General features: G+C 58.6%; 13 protein-coding genes. 6 read left to right on the top strand and 7 right to left on the bottom strand.

What is annotated here, in order from left to right:
* Positions 1-1,143: 1,143 nt before the first annotated feature.
* Positions 1,144-1,956 carry a M48 family metallopeptidase gene (locus tag C2846_RS01555; RefSeq protein ID WP_119700517.1) on the top strand — a complete coding sequence of 271 codons (813 nt, stop codon included), beginning with the start codon at positions 1,144-1,146 and terminating at the stop codon, positions 1,954-1,956.
* A gap of 65 nt (positions 1,957-2,021) precedes the next feature.
* Here the strand turns inward: C2846_RS01555 and C2846_RS01550 are convergent, their stop codons facing one another.
* From C2846_RS01550 to chrA, 3 genes are all read right to left on the bottom strand, one after another.
* Positions 2,022-3,206: a YeeE/YedE family protein gene (locus C2846_RS01550; protein WP_080049808.1), complete on the bottom strand. Its 1,185-nt coding sequence runs from the start codon at positions 3,204-3,206 to the stop codon at positions 2,022-2,024.
* A 106-nt stretch (positions 3,207-3,312) separates the two neighbouring features.
* Positions 3,313-4,242 (bottom strand): sulfurtransferase, encoded by a 930-nt coding sequence (locus C2846_RS01545; protein WP_080049806.1) that lies wholly within the window; start codon positions 4,240-4,242, stop codon positions 3,313-3,315.
* Between the two features lie 103 nt (positions 4,243-4,345).
* Entirely contained in the window at positions 4,346-5,671 is a 1,326-nt protein-coding gene (chrA, locus tag C2846_RS01540) for a chromate efflux transporter (RefSeq protein ID WP_420848995.1), read from the bottom strand.
* A gap of 205 nt (positions 5,672-5,876) precedes the next feature.
* Between chrA and C2846_RS01535 the strand changes: the two genes are divergently transcribed.
* Positions 5,877-6,287: a DUF1090 domain-containing protein gene (locus tag C2846_RS01535; protein ID WP_119700515.1), complete on the top strand. Its 411-nt coding sequence runs from the start codon at positions 5,877-5,879 to the stop codon at positions 6,285-6,287.
* A gap of 33 nt (positions 6,288-6,320) precedes the next feature.
* On the opposite strand, the gene C2846_RS01530 is transcribed toward C2846_RS01535, so the two are convergent.
* Complete coding sequence (locus C2846_RS01530; protein ID WP_119700514.1) at positions 6,321-7,859, bottom strand: MFS transporter; 1,539 nt, start codon at positions 7,857-7,859, stop codon at positions 6,321-6,323.
* 93 nt (positions 7,860-7,952) lie between these two features.
* On the opposite strand from C2846_RS01530, the gene C2846_RS01525 reads away from it, so the two are divergent.
* From C2846_RS01525 to C2846_RS01510, 4 genes are all read left to right on the top strand, one after another.
* Positions 7,953-8,774, top strand: coding sequence for a helix-turn-helix transcriptional regulator (locus C2846_RS01525; RefSeq protein WP_119700513.1), 822 nt, complete (start codon positions 7,953-7,955; stop codon positions 8,772-8,774).
* Positions 8,775-8,803: 29 nt separating this feature from the next.
* Positions 8,804-9,280, top strand: coding sequence for a YqhA family protein (locus tag C2846_RS01520; protein WP_119700512.1), 477 nt, complete (start codon positions 8,804-8,806; stop codon positions 9,278-9,280).
* A gap of 15 nt (positions 9,281-9,295) precedes the next feature.
* On the top strand, positions 9,296-10,000 hold the full coding sequence (locus C2846_RS01515; RefSeq protein ID WP_119700511.1) for a helix-turn-helix transcriptional regulator: 705 nt from the start codon (positions 9,296-9,298) through the stop codon (positions 9,998-10,000).
* Positions 10,001-10,062: 62 nt separating this feature from the next.
* A complete protein-coding gene (locus tag C2846_RS01510) occupies positions 10,063-10,695 on the top strand; it encodes a glutathione S-transferase family protein (protein ID WP_119700510.1) in 633 nt (210 codons plus the stop codon).
* A 58-nt stretch (positions 10,696-10,753) separates the two neighbouring features.
* On the opposite strand, the gene arcC is transcribed toward C2846_RS01510, so the two are convergent.
* Genes arcC through C2846_RS01495 form a run of 3 tightly spaced genes read right to left on the bottom strand, consistent with a single transcriptional unit; the run spans position 10,754 to position 13,909 of the window.
* Positions 10,754-11,659 carry a carbamate kinase gene (gene arcC / locus C2846_RS01505; protein ID WP_119700509.1) on the bottom strand — a complete coding sequence of 302 codons (906 nt, stop codon included), beginning with the start codon at positions 11,657-11,659 and terminating at the stop codon, positions 10,754-10,756.
* A gap of 1 nt (position 11,660) precedes the next feature.
* Positions 11,661-12,662, bottom strand: a complete 1,002-nt coding sequence (locus tag C2846_RS01500; protein WP_119700508.1) for an ornithine carbamoyltransferase — start codon at positions 12,660-12,662, stop codon at positions 11,661-11,663.
* A 17-nt stretch (positions 12,663-12,679) separates the two neighbouring features.
* Positions 12,680-13,909, bottom strand: a complete 1,230-nt coding sequence (locus C2846_RS01495; protein WP_080049798.1) for an arginine deiminase — start codon at positions 13,907-13,909, stop codon at positions 12,680-12,682.
* Positions 13,910-13,919: the final 10 nt, after the last annotated feature.

Here is a 13,919-nt window from a genome sequence, read left to right as displayed (position 1 = left end):
AATGCGTTCGGCCGGGTCACCCGGCTGTGCATCATTGCCGGTATAGGCTACAAGGCGCTGATTAGTGCTGATCAATGCCTGTTTACCGCTACCGTTGTAGAGGCTGGCATTGCTTTGCTCGAGCATCCTCTGAATAAAGTTCAGCGACAAGTCAGCACCAACAATTCCCATGAACTCGCCATCGACCATGATCGGCACATTGAACGATGACAACAGCTGCATCTGCCCAGACATTTCATAAGCGGCCGGATCAATCACGCAGGGACGCAAGGTTTCCTTCGGGCACAGGTAATATTCACCTTCCCTGACCCCGGTTGGCAGCAGGTTAGTGCTTTCCAGTTCGGTCAATGCTTCCAGCACCAGGTTGCCGCTGTCATCACGGTACCACCAGGGCATGAATCGCCCTGAACCCTCATACCCATCCGTCGTGACCCCTTCATAGTATTCGTCCAGGTCATCCAGCGAGTTCGGTTCCCAGGCTACATACAGACTCAGCAGGTCAGAGTTGACTTCGAGCAGCTTACGCGTGACCCGATTCATTTCCTCGCGACTCATCATCAGACTGGGCAGGGCGTCATCCTGAACTTCACCCAGCATCTGGTTGAGCGTCGCCAACTGCCCGGTAACCACCAGCGGATACTCCAGGCGCCGGCGAATGCGCTCACTCTCCCCTTCGGCTATCCCTGCCAAACGCTCTTCGACCAATCCTTCCAGCAACTGCTGGCTATGCGCCTGGACAAATTCCTGGCTGCGGTCGGAGGCATACAATGTGTACAGCGTCATGGCACCCACGGCGACAAACAGACTGGCACCGGCCAGCACCGCAATGGATAACTGAATGGACTTGAACTTCATCGTCGACCCTCAATATTTCACCCCATACAGGGCTTATCGGCGGGGCGCAAAAAATCTTCAGGATTTTCCCCACCGTCAGGAATACTTTGGCCAGGCGACATGTCAAAGGATAAAATTCAGTTAAGGAATCTTTGAAAAACGTAGCCGAGGCAGGCAAGACAAGGCAAAAATAGCCGAAAGAGCGCAGTTTACGTGCTGTAAATGAGCATCTTGAGGCCATTTTTAACGCAGTATGGCCAACGCAGGTAGTTTTTCAGATGTTCCGAAATTCATGAAAGGAATCCACCCATGAGTATCCGTGCACTAATTCTGGGCCTGCCGCTAATCTGGCTGGCCGGTTGTGAAACTGTACAAACCACCGATGGCGGTGCCGTTGGTGTACAGCGCCAGCAGTACATGTTCAGCGCCCTGTCGAGCGCTCAGGTCGACCAAATGGCCGCCGAGTCCTATGCCAAGATGCTCGAAGAAGCCAGAGAAAAGAAAGTCCTCAATACCGATACCGCCATGCTTAACAGGCTACGCCGCATTTCCAACGACCTGATCCCACAGACCCGGCACTTCCGCGCCGATGCGCCGAACTGGAACTGGGAGGTCAACCTGATCAAGAACGACCAGCTCAACGCCAGCTGCATGCCCGGCGGCAAGATCATCTTCTATACCGGCATCGTTGAGAAACTGAACCTGACCGACGATGAAATTGCCCAGATCATGGGCCACGAAATTGCCCACGCCCTGCGTGAACATGGCCGCGAAGCCATCTCCCGCGCCTACGTAACTCAGACCGGCACCCAGGTCGCTACTGCCCTGCTGGGGCTGGGCGAAGTCAGCCGCCAGGCCGCCGACGCCGCCGTACAATATGGCCTGACCCTGCCCAACAGCCGCGGCAACGAAACCGAAGCCGACCTGATCGGCCTGGAACTGGCCGCCCGGGCTGGCTACAACCCGCAAGCCGCAGTCACTCTGTGGCAGAAGATGGCCAGCGCCTCACAAGGCCAGCCACCGGCCTTCCTCAGCACTCACCCGTCACACTCGGGGCGGATTCAGAACCTGCAGAACGCGATTCCACGCGTGCAGCCGTTGTACGAAGCCGCCAAGCGCTAAGGCACCCTCCTTGGTTGCCACAACACTTTCTCGCGGTGTCGTGGCAACCAAGCAAACCTCCTGCCTTACCAACCGCCCCAACGCCTGAGCTGCAACCCCAGCCATACTCCCAGCACGCAGAACAACGCAAACACCCAACCGGACACGGCGCCAGCCATGATGCCGGACAGCAGCGTGCCGACCGTACAGCCCAACGCCAGCATTGCCCCATACCCCAGCATGACCCCACCCAAGAGCCCGCGTAGCGCTTCTCCCAATCGTGGCCAGCGGGGCTGCCAATCGCCACTGAGCAGTGCCACGACCCAGGCACCCAACACCAGCCCAGCCACAAACACCCCGTTATTGGACAGCAGCGCCTGCTTGACCACTGTCGCGCATCCGGCAAACCCGTCCAATCCCAATAGCCGCTCCGGCAGCAGGCCCAGCCCGCTGGCCGCCGTGCGCGACAAACTGCCCAACTCGGCCGTCACCCCCAACGGCGCCACCCGCAGGTAACTGACCACCGCCAGCATGCCAATCAGAATGCCGCCGATATGCACAGGCCAACGCCGACGCCATAGCGCCTGCCCCAGACTCACTGGCGGCTCAGGCTCGGCGGGGCGCCCCAAGCGTGCCAGCAGCCAGGCCAGGGCCGCGAGCAAACTCAACTGCAGCAGCAATGAACCGCCATACCCCAGCCGCCCAGGCAGCCAGATGACCGGCCCCTGCTCAATGGCCAGCAGATACAACCGGTTCCAGCTCATAAACCCCAGAGCAAACCCCAGCAACGCACCGAACAGGGCAAAGGGCGCCACCGGCGAACCCTCACCCAAACGATACAGATGGGCGCTAATGCACGAACCAGACACAGCCATACCCAGGCCGAACACCAGCGCACCCAGCGCCAGTACCCAGCTCAAGGGACCGATATGGGCATCCGGCGGCAAGCGACCGGATAGAGGATCAGGTACAAAAGTGCCGAACAGCGCGTGATAACCGAGCGTACCAACTACCAACGCAGTCACTAGCCCCAGCAGGCCACGGGCATCGCCCTGTTCGAAGAAGTCACGGGTAATACAGAAAAAGCAGAATCGCGAGCGCTGTAACAAGACCCCGAACAACGCCCCGCTCAGCAGCGAGAAACTCAATGCCCGCCCAGCTGGAGTCGGAGTGGCCAGCAGCCAGGCCCAGAGCAATACCCCAAAGACCACCAGCGCAGCCGCCACCAGTGACAACCATGACGACCGCTGCACCGCCTCCGTCCGCAGCATAGGCATCCCCCGCCCCAGGCCGCAGCCAGGAGGAGCTACGGCGAACCTTTGGAACCTTTTAGCGGGCGGTGGGAATCAACGCCCACCGCCACAGCCTCGGCAGGGGCTATTTGCCGCCCCAGACGGTACCGGCCAGATTCACCACCGGCACCCCTACGGTGTTTCCATACTCGGTCCAGGAACCATCGTAGTTACGTACCTCATAGCCGAGGATCTTGCTCAGGGCAAACCAGGTATGACTGGAACGCTCACCAATCCGGCAGTAGGTGATGACCGGCTCGCTGCCATCGATACCCACCGCGGCATAGACCTTGCGCAGCTCATCGGCAGATTTGAAGGTGCCATCGGCGGCCACCGCCTCACCCCAAGGCACATTCACTGCCCCGGGAATATGCCCGGCGCGCACCGCCAGTTCCTGGACACCCGGCGGAGCGAAAATCCGGCCGCTGTACTCGTCGGGCGAACGAATATCCACCAGTTTGGCCTGATCACTACCATCGACCACCGCCATCACATCACTGAGCCGCGCACGAATCATTTCATTGCGCTCACCCAGGGTGATATTGCCCGGAGCATAACTGGCCACCCGGTTGGTCATGGGCCGGCTCTCATCCTCCCATTTCGCCCGGCCACCATCGAGCAGCTTGACGTTCGGCACGGCGTATACGTCGAAGATCCAGGCACCCCAGGCCGCAAACCAGTTGTTGGTGTCACCATAGAGAATCACTGTGGTGCCATCGGAAATGCCGGCCTCACGCAGCAGCTTCTGAAAATTTTCCGCCGATGCAATATCACGCTGAACCGGATCAACCAGATCGGTATGCCAGACGAAGTTCACCGCACCAGGAATATGGGCTCGCTCGAACTGGCCGGGGTTGACGCTGACCTCCACGATTCGGAGGTCAGGATTATCGAGGTTTTCCTCCAGCCAGGCGGTGCTGACCAGCACATCCGCCGCTCCGGCCAAAACCCGGCTGGCCTGAAACACCACAAACACCGTCCCCAACAGGACGGCAAACAGGGATTTGCAACGCATGACATGGCCTCCACGTGGACCTTGGCATATTCAAGCCTAGCCTGTCCCAGGCCCCACGTGGCGCCGACCCCAGATTATTTACCGATAAGCATATAACCGCAGATCAGGAAGCCAACCCCAACCAGAACACCAGCAAGCCCAGCAGCGCCGCACCGGCCAGAGTTTCCATCACCCCGCGCTTGAAGTGCAAAAGCGCCAGGGCCGCCAGAGCCGCAATCACGGCCGAAGCCCAATCGAAGCGCCCGTCAAAACCCTGCGGCCAGAGCACGTGGTAACCGAAGAACAGCGCCAGATTGAGAATCACCCCAACCACCGCAGCCGTAATCCCGGTCAGCGGTGCCGTAAACTTCAGCTCGTTATGAGTCGACTCGACCAGCGGTCCGCCGCCTAGAATGAACAGGAAAGACGGCAGGAAAGTGAACCAGGTAACCAAGGTCGCCGCCAGGGCACCGGCAAGAAACGCCTGCTCCGGGCCGAACAACTCCAGAACATAGCCACCGACAAAAGCGACAAAAGCCACCACCATGATCAGCGGCCCAGGGGTGCTTTCACCCAGCGCCAGACCATCGATCATCTGGGTTGGGGTGACCCAGCCATGACCGGTCACCGCCCCCTGGTAGACATAGGGCAACACCGCATAGGCGCCACCAAAGGTTAACAGTGCCGCCTTGGTGAAGAACCAGCCCATCTGGGTCAAGTGACCCTGCCAGCCATACAACGCCACCAGCAACGCCATCGGCAGCAGCCACAACACCCCGCCTACCAGCAACAGACGCGTCAACCGCCACCAGCTAAAGCGCGCATGCTCTGGCGGCGGCGTGTCATCATCGATCAAGGCCGGGCCATAGTGCTTGTCCGCGGCCCCATGACCGCCACCCAACTGGAAGTAGCGTGGTGCCAGCCAGCCACCCAGAGCCCCCAATACCCCGGCACCGATCACGATCAGCGGAAATGGCAGCCGGAGGAAAAAGATCGCCACAAAGGCCGCTGCGGCAATCGCCCACAACCAACGATTCTTCAACGCCCGTCCGCCAATCCGCCAGGCGGCCTGAAACACGACAGCCGTTACCGCTGGCTTGATGCCATAGAAAATCCCGGCCACCAGCGGCACATCGCCGAACGCCAGATAAACCCAACCCAACGTAATCAGAATGAACAACGACGGCAGCACGAACAGCACACCGGCAACAATCCCACCCCAGGTCCGATGCAACAGCCAGCCGATATAGATCGCCAGTTGCTGTGCCTCAGGGCCCGGCAGCAACATGCAATAGTTCAGGGCATGGAGAAAACGCCGCTCCGACAGCCAGCGGCGCTTCTCCACCAGCTCTTCGTGCATGATCGCGATCTGGCCGGCAGGGCCACCGAAACTGATGAAACCCAACTTCAACCAGAACACAAAAGCCTGATAAAAACTCACCGGCACCACTGCCCGCCCCCCAACAGCTGCATCATGCTCTGCCGTCACTTGCCTTACTCCAGACCATTGAACCGGGGCTAACTATGCCACACAACTGCTACGCGCTTGTGGCTGACACTTGGTCAATCACCAAAGTCGCGGCACACTGGTAACCACAAGCTGTTGTCCAAATGCAGGCAAGCGGCCTTGGAACTTCTGATAAAAGGACTTCATCATGCAAACACACCTTCGCGCCTACCTGACACTAGTTCTCCTGCTGCCATTGGCGGCTTGCGCCGAAAGCGGCCCACAGATCGGCTGCGAGGCCAAACAAACTGAACTGCAACAGCAGATCCGCGATGCGCGGGATCGTGATCAGCAGGGCCGGCTCAAAGGACTTGAACGCGCCTTGTCCGCCGTACAGGAACACTGCACCGATGCTGGACTGCTAGCCGAGGCCCGCGACAAGCTGCAAGAGTCCGAAGCAGAAGTAGCCGAACGCCAGCAAGACCTGCAGCACGCTCGTACCAATGGCGACAGCGACGACATCCGCAAGCGTGAGCGCAAACTCGAGGAAGCCTTGCAGGAGCGGGAACAGCACCGTGCAGAGCTGGAGCAACTTGAGCGGCTGATCAATGCTCACTAACCGCGCTACAGCGGACACCGCCGGCAATGAGCCCTACGGGCTCTCGATGACCTGAACATGCTTGAGCGACAGTGCAGCCATGATCGCCAGCCCTGTCGCACTGACACCACCGGCCATGGCGGTGATATTTATCCCGACAGTGAAAGCCACCTGCGCCTGCTCAAGAAAAGACGCCGGCAACTGACTGGCAACCGCAGTCGCAGCCCATAAGCTGTCGGCCATCGCTGCTGCCGCCTCTGCTGATAATTCAGAAGACATTGGAGTACCTATGTTCGCGCGGTAGACCAGTGTCGCCAGGCTGCCAAGAATAGCGACCCCCAGAGCGACACCCAGCTCTTGCACCATTTCCGACATGGCTGAGGCAGAGCCCGCCTTGGCAGCCGGCGCCGCGCTGACAACAAGATCAGTCCCCAGCGCGGCCATCACCCCCAGCCCCAGATAAACCAGTGAAAACCCTGTTACGGCAATAACCAAGCCAGACGCCGAGATATCGATTTGGCTGAGCAAAAAATAACCCAAGGCAGACAGCAATAACGCACCAGCAACCACGAAGCCGGGTCGAATGTAGCGTGCAATCAACGGGGCCGCGATACCAGCGCTTACCATTGCCAGAGCCGGAGGCCCCATCCACAGGCCCGCCGCCAAGGGGGAAAGGCCCGAGACAAGTTGCAGATATTGAGTGATCAACAGCATTACACCCGACACCCCGATCAACCCAACGAGCAGCACAAGAAGCGCCGCGCTGAAGGTCCGACTGGCAAAAAGCCTAAGGTCGAGCAGCGGCTCATCAAGATGATGTTGGCGCCGGATAAACAAAAACAAAACGGCAATACCAATACCCAGCACAAGGATTGGCACAAGCGCCACACCAGCTTTGGCCAGTTCCTTGATACCGTATATCAGTGCAAAGATGGCCCCAAGCGACAGCACGACACTGTAAAGATCAAGGCGCCCGCCATGAGATGCCCGGTATTCAGGTAGTAGCAGTGGTGCGGCCACAAGCAGAACCCCAGTCACCGGAACAGCGACAAGAAATGCCGCGCCCCACCAAAAGTGGTCTAGCAGAACGCCACCGACTACAGGCCCAGCGGCCATTCCCAAAGCAAACATGGTCGCCCAGACACCGATGGCAAGTCCTCGCTGACTGGGTTGCTTGAACATGTTGCTTATGAGTGCCAGGGTCGAAGGCATCAACGTAGCCCCGGCCACTCCCAGTGCTGCACGAGCAACAATCAGCATTGCTGCATTGGTGGCGAATGCTGCTACGACCGATGCCACTGCGAAAGCAGCAGCACCGATCATCAACAGACGCCGGCGCCCTATGCGATCCCCCAAGGTGCCCATGGTTATCAGGAAGCCGGCTATCATGAAGCCGTAGATATCCATGATCCACAGAGCCTGCGTGTTGCTGGGTTGCAGATCCAATGCCAGAACAGGCAGTGCCAGGTACAGCAAGGTGACGTCAAGCCCCAGTAGCATGGTGGGCAATGCCAGAACAGCTAGACCACACCACTCCTTTAACCCTGCTGCCGGTTCCGCCCCCGGAAACAGTTGCTTTGCGTAGTCAGTCATGTCACCCCTCACTATTCAATGAAGGTGACAATATTGGAACCCCTGTTATAGGGTTACAATATATCCATTTATCCTATTACCTGGAACACTACATTGACTCAACACAACCTATCTCGGGCGCGTAGCGAGCTCAGCGACTTTCTACTTCAGCACCGTGCCAAGCTAACACCAGCGGATGTCGGACTACCGACAACCGGGCGGCGACGCACACCCGGCTTAAGACGAGAGGAAGTTGCCGCGCTGGCAGGCGTGGGACTGACCTGGTACACCTGGTTCGAGCAGGGTCGAGATATCAACGTTTCTGAATCATTCCTGTTGAGCTTGGCCAAAGCCCTCAAGCTTGACGATGCAGAATGCTGTCATCTGTTCATGCTGGCTCACCGTCGACCACCACCCACCGAAGGTTGCCAGTGGTTAGAAGTACCTCCTCTAATTCAAACGATGATGGACGATTTAGAGATCAGACCAGCCTATGTCATGAATCTGCGCTGGGACGTAATCGCTTGGAATCAAATTGCCGATGAGTTGTTCGGTTTTAGCCACCTGGACCAACACGAACGCAATATTCTACGAATGGTATTTGCCAACCCAGCGCTGCGGAAAAGACTCCCTGCATGGCAAGAGGACGCCCAGCAGATTCTGGCGCTGTTTCGCTGTGATCTGGCCACAGCACCACAAGACCCTGCAATGCTGACTCTGATCGAAGACCTGAAAGTACTCTCAGCTGATTTTCGCCGCTGGTGGAAAAAGCCAGAGCCCGTATCCTACCGACGAGGGATAGCTTCGATCCTGGACTTTGAAGACAAGCGTCTGGACTTCATCCACGAAACGCTGATCGTAGATGAGCACAGGCACCTGAAGATGATTGCCTACTTTGCTCAAAAAGCACCGCAAATGACGACTCCAGAAATTTGAAATGCCTTCAAAACAACAAGGACAAGCAAATGATAGAGCACGCCTTCCATAAAAGCCGCCTTCTGGTCCTGGTTGCCGTCGCCGCAGCGGCGCTTTCTGCAGTGCTGCTGTACTTTGCCAGCCTGAGCGCTTTGACGCATATATTCATCGAGCTGTTCCAGGACATGCCAAGAAGCTCTGACGACGGCAAGATACTGGCGGTAAAGCTGCTTAAAGTGCTGGATCTGCTGCTGATTGCCATTTCATTCCAGATTATTGCCGTTGGTCTCTATCGGCTCTTCATCACGCCGGTCCACAAGGAGCAAAGCGCCTTTCTCAGCGCTCTGAACATCAAGAACTTTCACGACCTGAAAACTACCATCATCCAGGTTTCCGTAGTCATCATGGTGATTCTGTTCCTTGAACAGGCCGTAGAACACGGCGCTACACTAATGACTCTGTACTTCGGCGCAGCTGTGGCACTAGTGATCTTCGCCGCCATTTATGCCTCGAAAAACATGGAATGAATCAGGGCCGCACACATGTCCCGCACAACCCGCCTGTTTGAACTGATGCAGTTGCTGCGCCGCCATCGCCGACCAGTCAGCGGCCAGGCGTTAGCCCGTGAACTGCAAGTATCACTGCGCACCCTGTACCGCGACATCGCCGAGTTGAAAGCCATTGGGGCACAGATCGACGGCGAGCCGGGGCTGGGGTATGTGCTCAAACCGGATTTCATGTTGCCGCCACTGATGTTCTCCGGTGAGGAGGTCGAAGCGCTGACGCTGGGTCTTAAGTGGGTCGAACAGCGGGCTGATGAACAATTGGCCAGCGCCGCAACTGAAGTATTGGCCAAGGTGTCGGCAGTGTTGCCACGCGCATTGAATGCCCGGCTTGATGATGACGCACTGCTGGTCGGACCAGGTTGGGACAGGCCGCAGACCGTGGCGCTTACGGTCCTGCGTCAGGCTATCAGCGAAGAACGCAAGCTACAGCTCCACTACCGCGACGAGGCCGGCAACCCCTCACAACGGTTGATCTGGCCGATCAGCCTAGTGTTCTTTGAATCGACCCGGGTATTGGCCGCCTGGTGCGAGCTGCGGCAGGATTTTCGCCACTTCCGGACCGACCGGATCGAGGCTGCCAGACTGCTGCCGGAACACTATCCGCGCCGCCGCCATGCCCTGCGCCAGGAATGGTTAGCGACTCTGGACCATACTGACTCCTGCCCCGAAGCACACTGCTGACAAAATCTGTCAGCACCTCGCACTAAGCTGGGCCTTCTTTCAACGGAACGCTGGAGTGCAACATGGAACAGGACATCATTTTTTACACCAACCCCTACTCGCGTGGCGGCATCGTGCACTGGATGCTGGAAGAGCTGGGCATGCCATATCAGATCGAATATCTGGCATACGGAAAATCGATGAAGGCCCCGGAATATCTGGTCATCAACCCCATGGGCAAGGTCCCGGCGATCAAGCACGGTGAGGTTGTGGTGACCGAAGCCGCGGCAATCTGCGCCTATCTGGCCGACGCTTTCCCTGAGGCGCATCTGGCACCGGCGCTGTCTGAGCGTGGCGATTATTACCGCTGGCTGTTCTTCGTCGCCGGACCACTGGAGGCCAGCTTCGGACTGCGCACCTGCGGCATCGAGATGACCCCCGAACAGCAAATGCAACTGGGTTGTGGCCTACCTGAGCAGGTGCTGGATGTGTTGGCCGATGCCGTGCGCGGGCGCCAGTACATTGCCGGCGAGCGGTTTTCAGCGGCGGATGTGTATGTCGGTTCGCATATCGGCTGGGGCATGCAGTTTGGCACCATCGATAAACGCCCGGAGTTCGTGACTTACTGGCAAGGCCTTGAACAACGACCAGCTCATCGGCGCAGCATGGAACAGATTGAAGCGGCCATGGCCCGTTTTCCGTTCCCCGGGGCCTAGATTTGGGCAAGAAGATCAGCATACAGCGCGAGCGAATGCTCGCGCTGTATGGGATCATTCAGTTGAGGATGCGGGTGCCAGCCTGACCGTCGAGAATCGCTAAGGCATCTTCCAGGCGGCCAATGCCACTGAGGCCACCGCTAACGGCGAAATCGGCGGCTGCGGTCAGCTTCGGTCCCATCGAGCCGGCCGGCAGCTCCAGGGTGCGAGCCTGCTCAACGCTCAGGCAGTCAATCGCGGCCGCGCTGGGAGTACCGAAGCCCCGGTAAATGGCATCGACATCGGTCAGCAGCAATAACGCATCGGCCTCAAGCTGCTGGGCCAGCAAGGCGCTGGCGGCATCTTTGTCGATAACAGCCTCCACCCCCACGGTGCTACCGTCATCACGGCGCAACACCGGAATCCCGCCACCACCGGCACAGATCACCACCACGCCCTTGTCCAGCAACAGGCGAATGACCCGCATATCGGGGATTTCCAACGGTTTGGGTGACGGCACTACCCGGCGCCACTTGTCTCCATCCTGGGCGATATGCCAGCCTGCGGCCTTGGCCCGGGTCTCTGCCTCCTCACGCTCATACACCGGACCAACGAACTTGGTCGGCTTTTCGAACGCCGGGTCATGTTGATCCACCACAACCTGGGTCAACAGGGTAGCGACCGGGCGATCGTGGTTCAGAGCGTTTTCCAGCTCCTGCTCGATGATATAGCCAATCATTCCCTCGGTTTCCGCCCCCAGCACATCCAGCGGATAAGCCTCATCCGGCTTGTAGGCTGCGCCCTGCAGGGCCAACAGACCAACCTGCGGGCCATTGCCATGGGTCACAACCAGATCATGCCCGGCCCGCACGACCGCCGCCAATGACTTGGCGGCGATCTGGACGTTGGCCCGCTGGGTACTGGCGGTCAGCGGTTCACCACGTTTTAGCAGGGCATTGCCGCCCAAGGCGGCGACGACCAGCACGTCAGGCCCCCAAGGTGGCGACTAGCACCGCCTTGATCGTGTGCATGCGATTTTCCGCCTGGTCGAACACGATCGAAGCGGGACTTTCGAATACCTCCTCAGTCACTTCCATGGCGTCGAGACCGAACTTCTCCTGGATCTCTTTACCAACGGCTGTTTCGGTATTGTGAAAGGCCGGCAGGCAGTGCATGAAGCGCACCTGCGGGTTGCCGGTTTTGGCCATCAGTTCAGCGTTAACCTGGTAGGGCAGCAGCAACTTGATCCGCTCGGCCCACTTTTCCTCCGGCTCACCCATCGAAACCCAGACATCGGTGTAGACAAAATCGACCCCGGCCACGGCGCTGTCAACATCCTCGGTAATGGTGATCCGTGCACCAGTGGTGCGAGCAATTTCCTGAGCCTCCTGCTGGATCTCGGCTTGTGGCCAGCAGGCTCTGGGTGCACACAGGCGCACATCCATCCCCATCTTGGCGCCACCAATCAACAGGCTGTCCCCCATGTTGTTGGCAGCATCACCGATAAACACATAGGAGACCTCGCGCAGCGGCTTTTCGATGTTTTCCTGCATGGTCAGGAAGTCCGCGAGAATCTGGGTCGGGTGGAACTCATTGGTCAGGCCGTTGTAAACCGGTACCCCAGCGTACTGTGCCAGCTCTTCGACGATATTCTGACCAAAGCCACGGTACTCAATGGCGTCATACACACGCCCAAGCACTCTGGCAGTATCCTTGACCGACTCCTTGTGACCGATATGGGTACCGGTGGGCCCCAGGTAGGTCACCCTGGCCCCCTGGTCAAACGCCGCCACCTCGAAGCCGACCCGAGTCCGGGTCGAATCCTTCTCGAAGATCAGAGCAATGTCCTTGCCCTGCAGCAGCGGCATTTCGGTACCAGCATACTTGGCCGCTTTCAGGTCAGCGGCCAGCTTGAGCAGAAAGGCAATTTCCCGCGGGCTAAAGTCACGCAGGGTGAGAAAATGCCGATTTTTCAGATTGAAAGCCATCGTGGTGCTCCTTGCTGTCAGATAGCGTCGCGAATGGTTGGGCAGCTCATGCAGCGGCCACCACCTCTACCCCGGCCCAACTCTGCACCAGGAATGCTAAGCACTTCGATGCCTGCAGCCTCCAGCGCAGCGTTGGTGTCGTCATTACGGTCGTAACCAATCACCACGCCCGGGCTCAGCGCCAGAACATTGTTGCCATCGTTCCATTGTTCGCGTTCACGCTCGGCGGGATTGTCACCCCCGGTCGGCACTACCACCAACGAGTCATAACCGAGCACATCGGCCACAACATCGAACATCGGCCGCGGATCCTGGCTGAACGACAGATGCTTGCCGCCTGCACCCGGGCGCAGGTCATAGCAGACCATCTGATCGGCCATTTCCTTGAAGCTGGTAACCACATTGCCACCGCAGAAGGTAAATACCGTATCCAGATGCATCGCCGAGCGGGTCTTGGGGATCTGACAGGCAACCACCCGGTTGACCGTCCCCTTGGCAAACAGCGCGCTGGCCAACTGCCCAATCGCCTGTGGCGAGGTACGCTCACCCATGCCCACCAGCACCGCGCCATTGCCGACCGGCATGATGTCGCCCCCTTCCAGAGTGGCCAGGGCATGATCCTTAAGTGGATCACCCCACAGTACCTCGACCTTGCCAGCAAACTTGGGATGGAACTGGTAGATCGCCGCCATCAGCAGGGTTTCCGGCTTGCGGGCCGCCCAATACATCGGGTTCAGGGTCACACCACCGTAGATCCAGGCGCTGTTGTCACGGGTGAACAGAAAGTTCGGCAGCGGCGGCAGTACAAAACCATAGGGCCCCAGATGGTTGCCGAACAGCCCGGTTGGGTCGAACGGCAGATCGTTGACCTGTAGACCACCAATCAGAAACTCGGCCAGCCGTTGGCCTGGCAGTTCGTCCATCCAGGCGCGCAGGTCGGAGACCATGCCGACGCCAACATGATTCCAATTGATTCGATTATCAAGAATCCAGGCTCGCGCCTCTTCGATATCGAGGGTTTCGCCCAGTAGTTCATTGACGTCCAGCACTTCGACCCCTCGGGCTCGCATCAGGCTGGCGAAAACATCATGGTCCTTCTGCGCCTGTTTGACCCAGAAAACGTCGTCAAACAGCAGCGCATCACAATTGCTGGGCGTCAGTCGGCGGTGGGCCAACCCCGGGCGGCAAACGATGACCTGCCGCAGCACACCGGTTTCCGAATGGACACCTAGAGTAGGTTCTGTCATGTGAAAATTC

Source organism: Pseudomonas jilinensis (genome assembly GCF_003586265.1).
GTDB classification, from domain to species: domain Bacteria; phylum Pseudomonadota; class Gammaproteobacteria; order Pseudomonadales; family Pseudomonadaceae; genus Halopseudomonas; species Halopseudomonas phragmitis.
The sequence above is the reverse complement of the archived record's forward strand: the minus strand, read 5'-3'. Positions and strand labels throughout refer to the sequence as shown.

What these genes read in the sequence shown, in the direction of transcription:
- C2846_RS01555 (WP_119700517.1), top strand. Translation starts at nt 1,144, where the DNA reads ATGAGTATCCGTGCACTAATTCTGGGCCTGCCGCTAATCTGGCTGGCC.
- C2846_RS01550 (WP_080049808.1), bottom strand. Translation starts at nt 3,206, where the DNA reads ATGCTGCGGACGGAGGCGGTGCAGCGGTCGTCATGGTTGTCACTGGTG.
- C2846_RS01545 (WP_080049806.1), bottom strand. Translation starts at nt 4,242, where the DNA reads ATGCGTTGCAAATCCCTGTTTGCCGTCCTGTTGGGGACGGTGTTTGTG.
- C2846_RS01535 (WP_119700515.1), top strand. Translation starts at nt 5,877, where the DNA reads ATGCAAACACACCTTCGCGCCTACCTGACACTAGTTCTCCTGCTGCCA.
- C2846_RS01530 (WP_119700514.1), bottom strand. Translation starts at nt 7,859, where the DNA reads ATGACTGACTACGCAAAGCAACTGTTTCCGGGGGCGGAACCGGCAGCA.
- C2846_RS01520 (WP_119700512.1), top strand. Translation starts at nt 8,804, where the DNA reads ATGATAGAGCACGCCTTCCATAAAAGCCGCCTTCTGGTCCTGGTTGCC.
- C2846_RS01515 (WP_119700511.1), top strand. Translation starts at nt 9,296, where the DNA reads ATGTCCCGCACAACCCGCCTGTTTGAACTGATGCAGTTGCTGCGCCGC.
- C2846_RS01510 (WP_119700510.1), top strand. Translation starts at nt 10,063, where the DNA reads ATGGAACAGGACATCATTTTTTACACCAACCCCTACTCGCGTGGCGGC.
- C2846_RS01500 (WP_119700508.1), bottom strand. Translation starts at nt 12,662, where the DNA reads ATGGCTTTCAATCTGAAAAATCGGCATTTTCTCACCCTGCGTGACTTT.
- C2846_RS01495 (WP_080049798.1), bottom strand. Translation starts at nt 13,909, where the DNA reads ATGACAGAACCTACTCTAGGTGTCCATTCGGAAACCGGTGTGCTGCGG.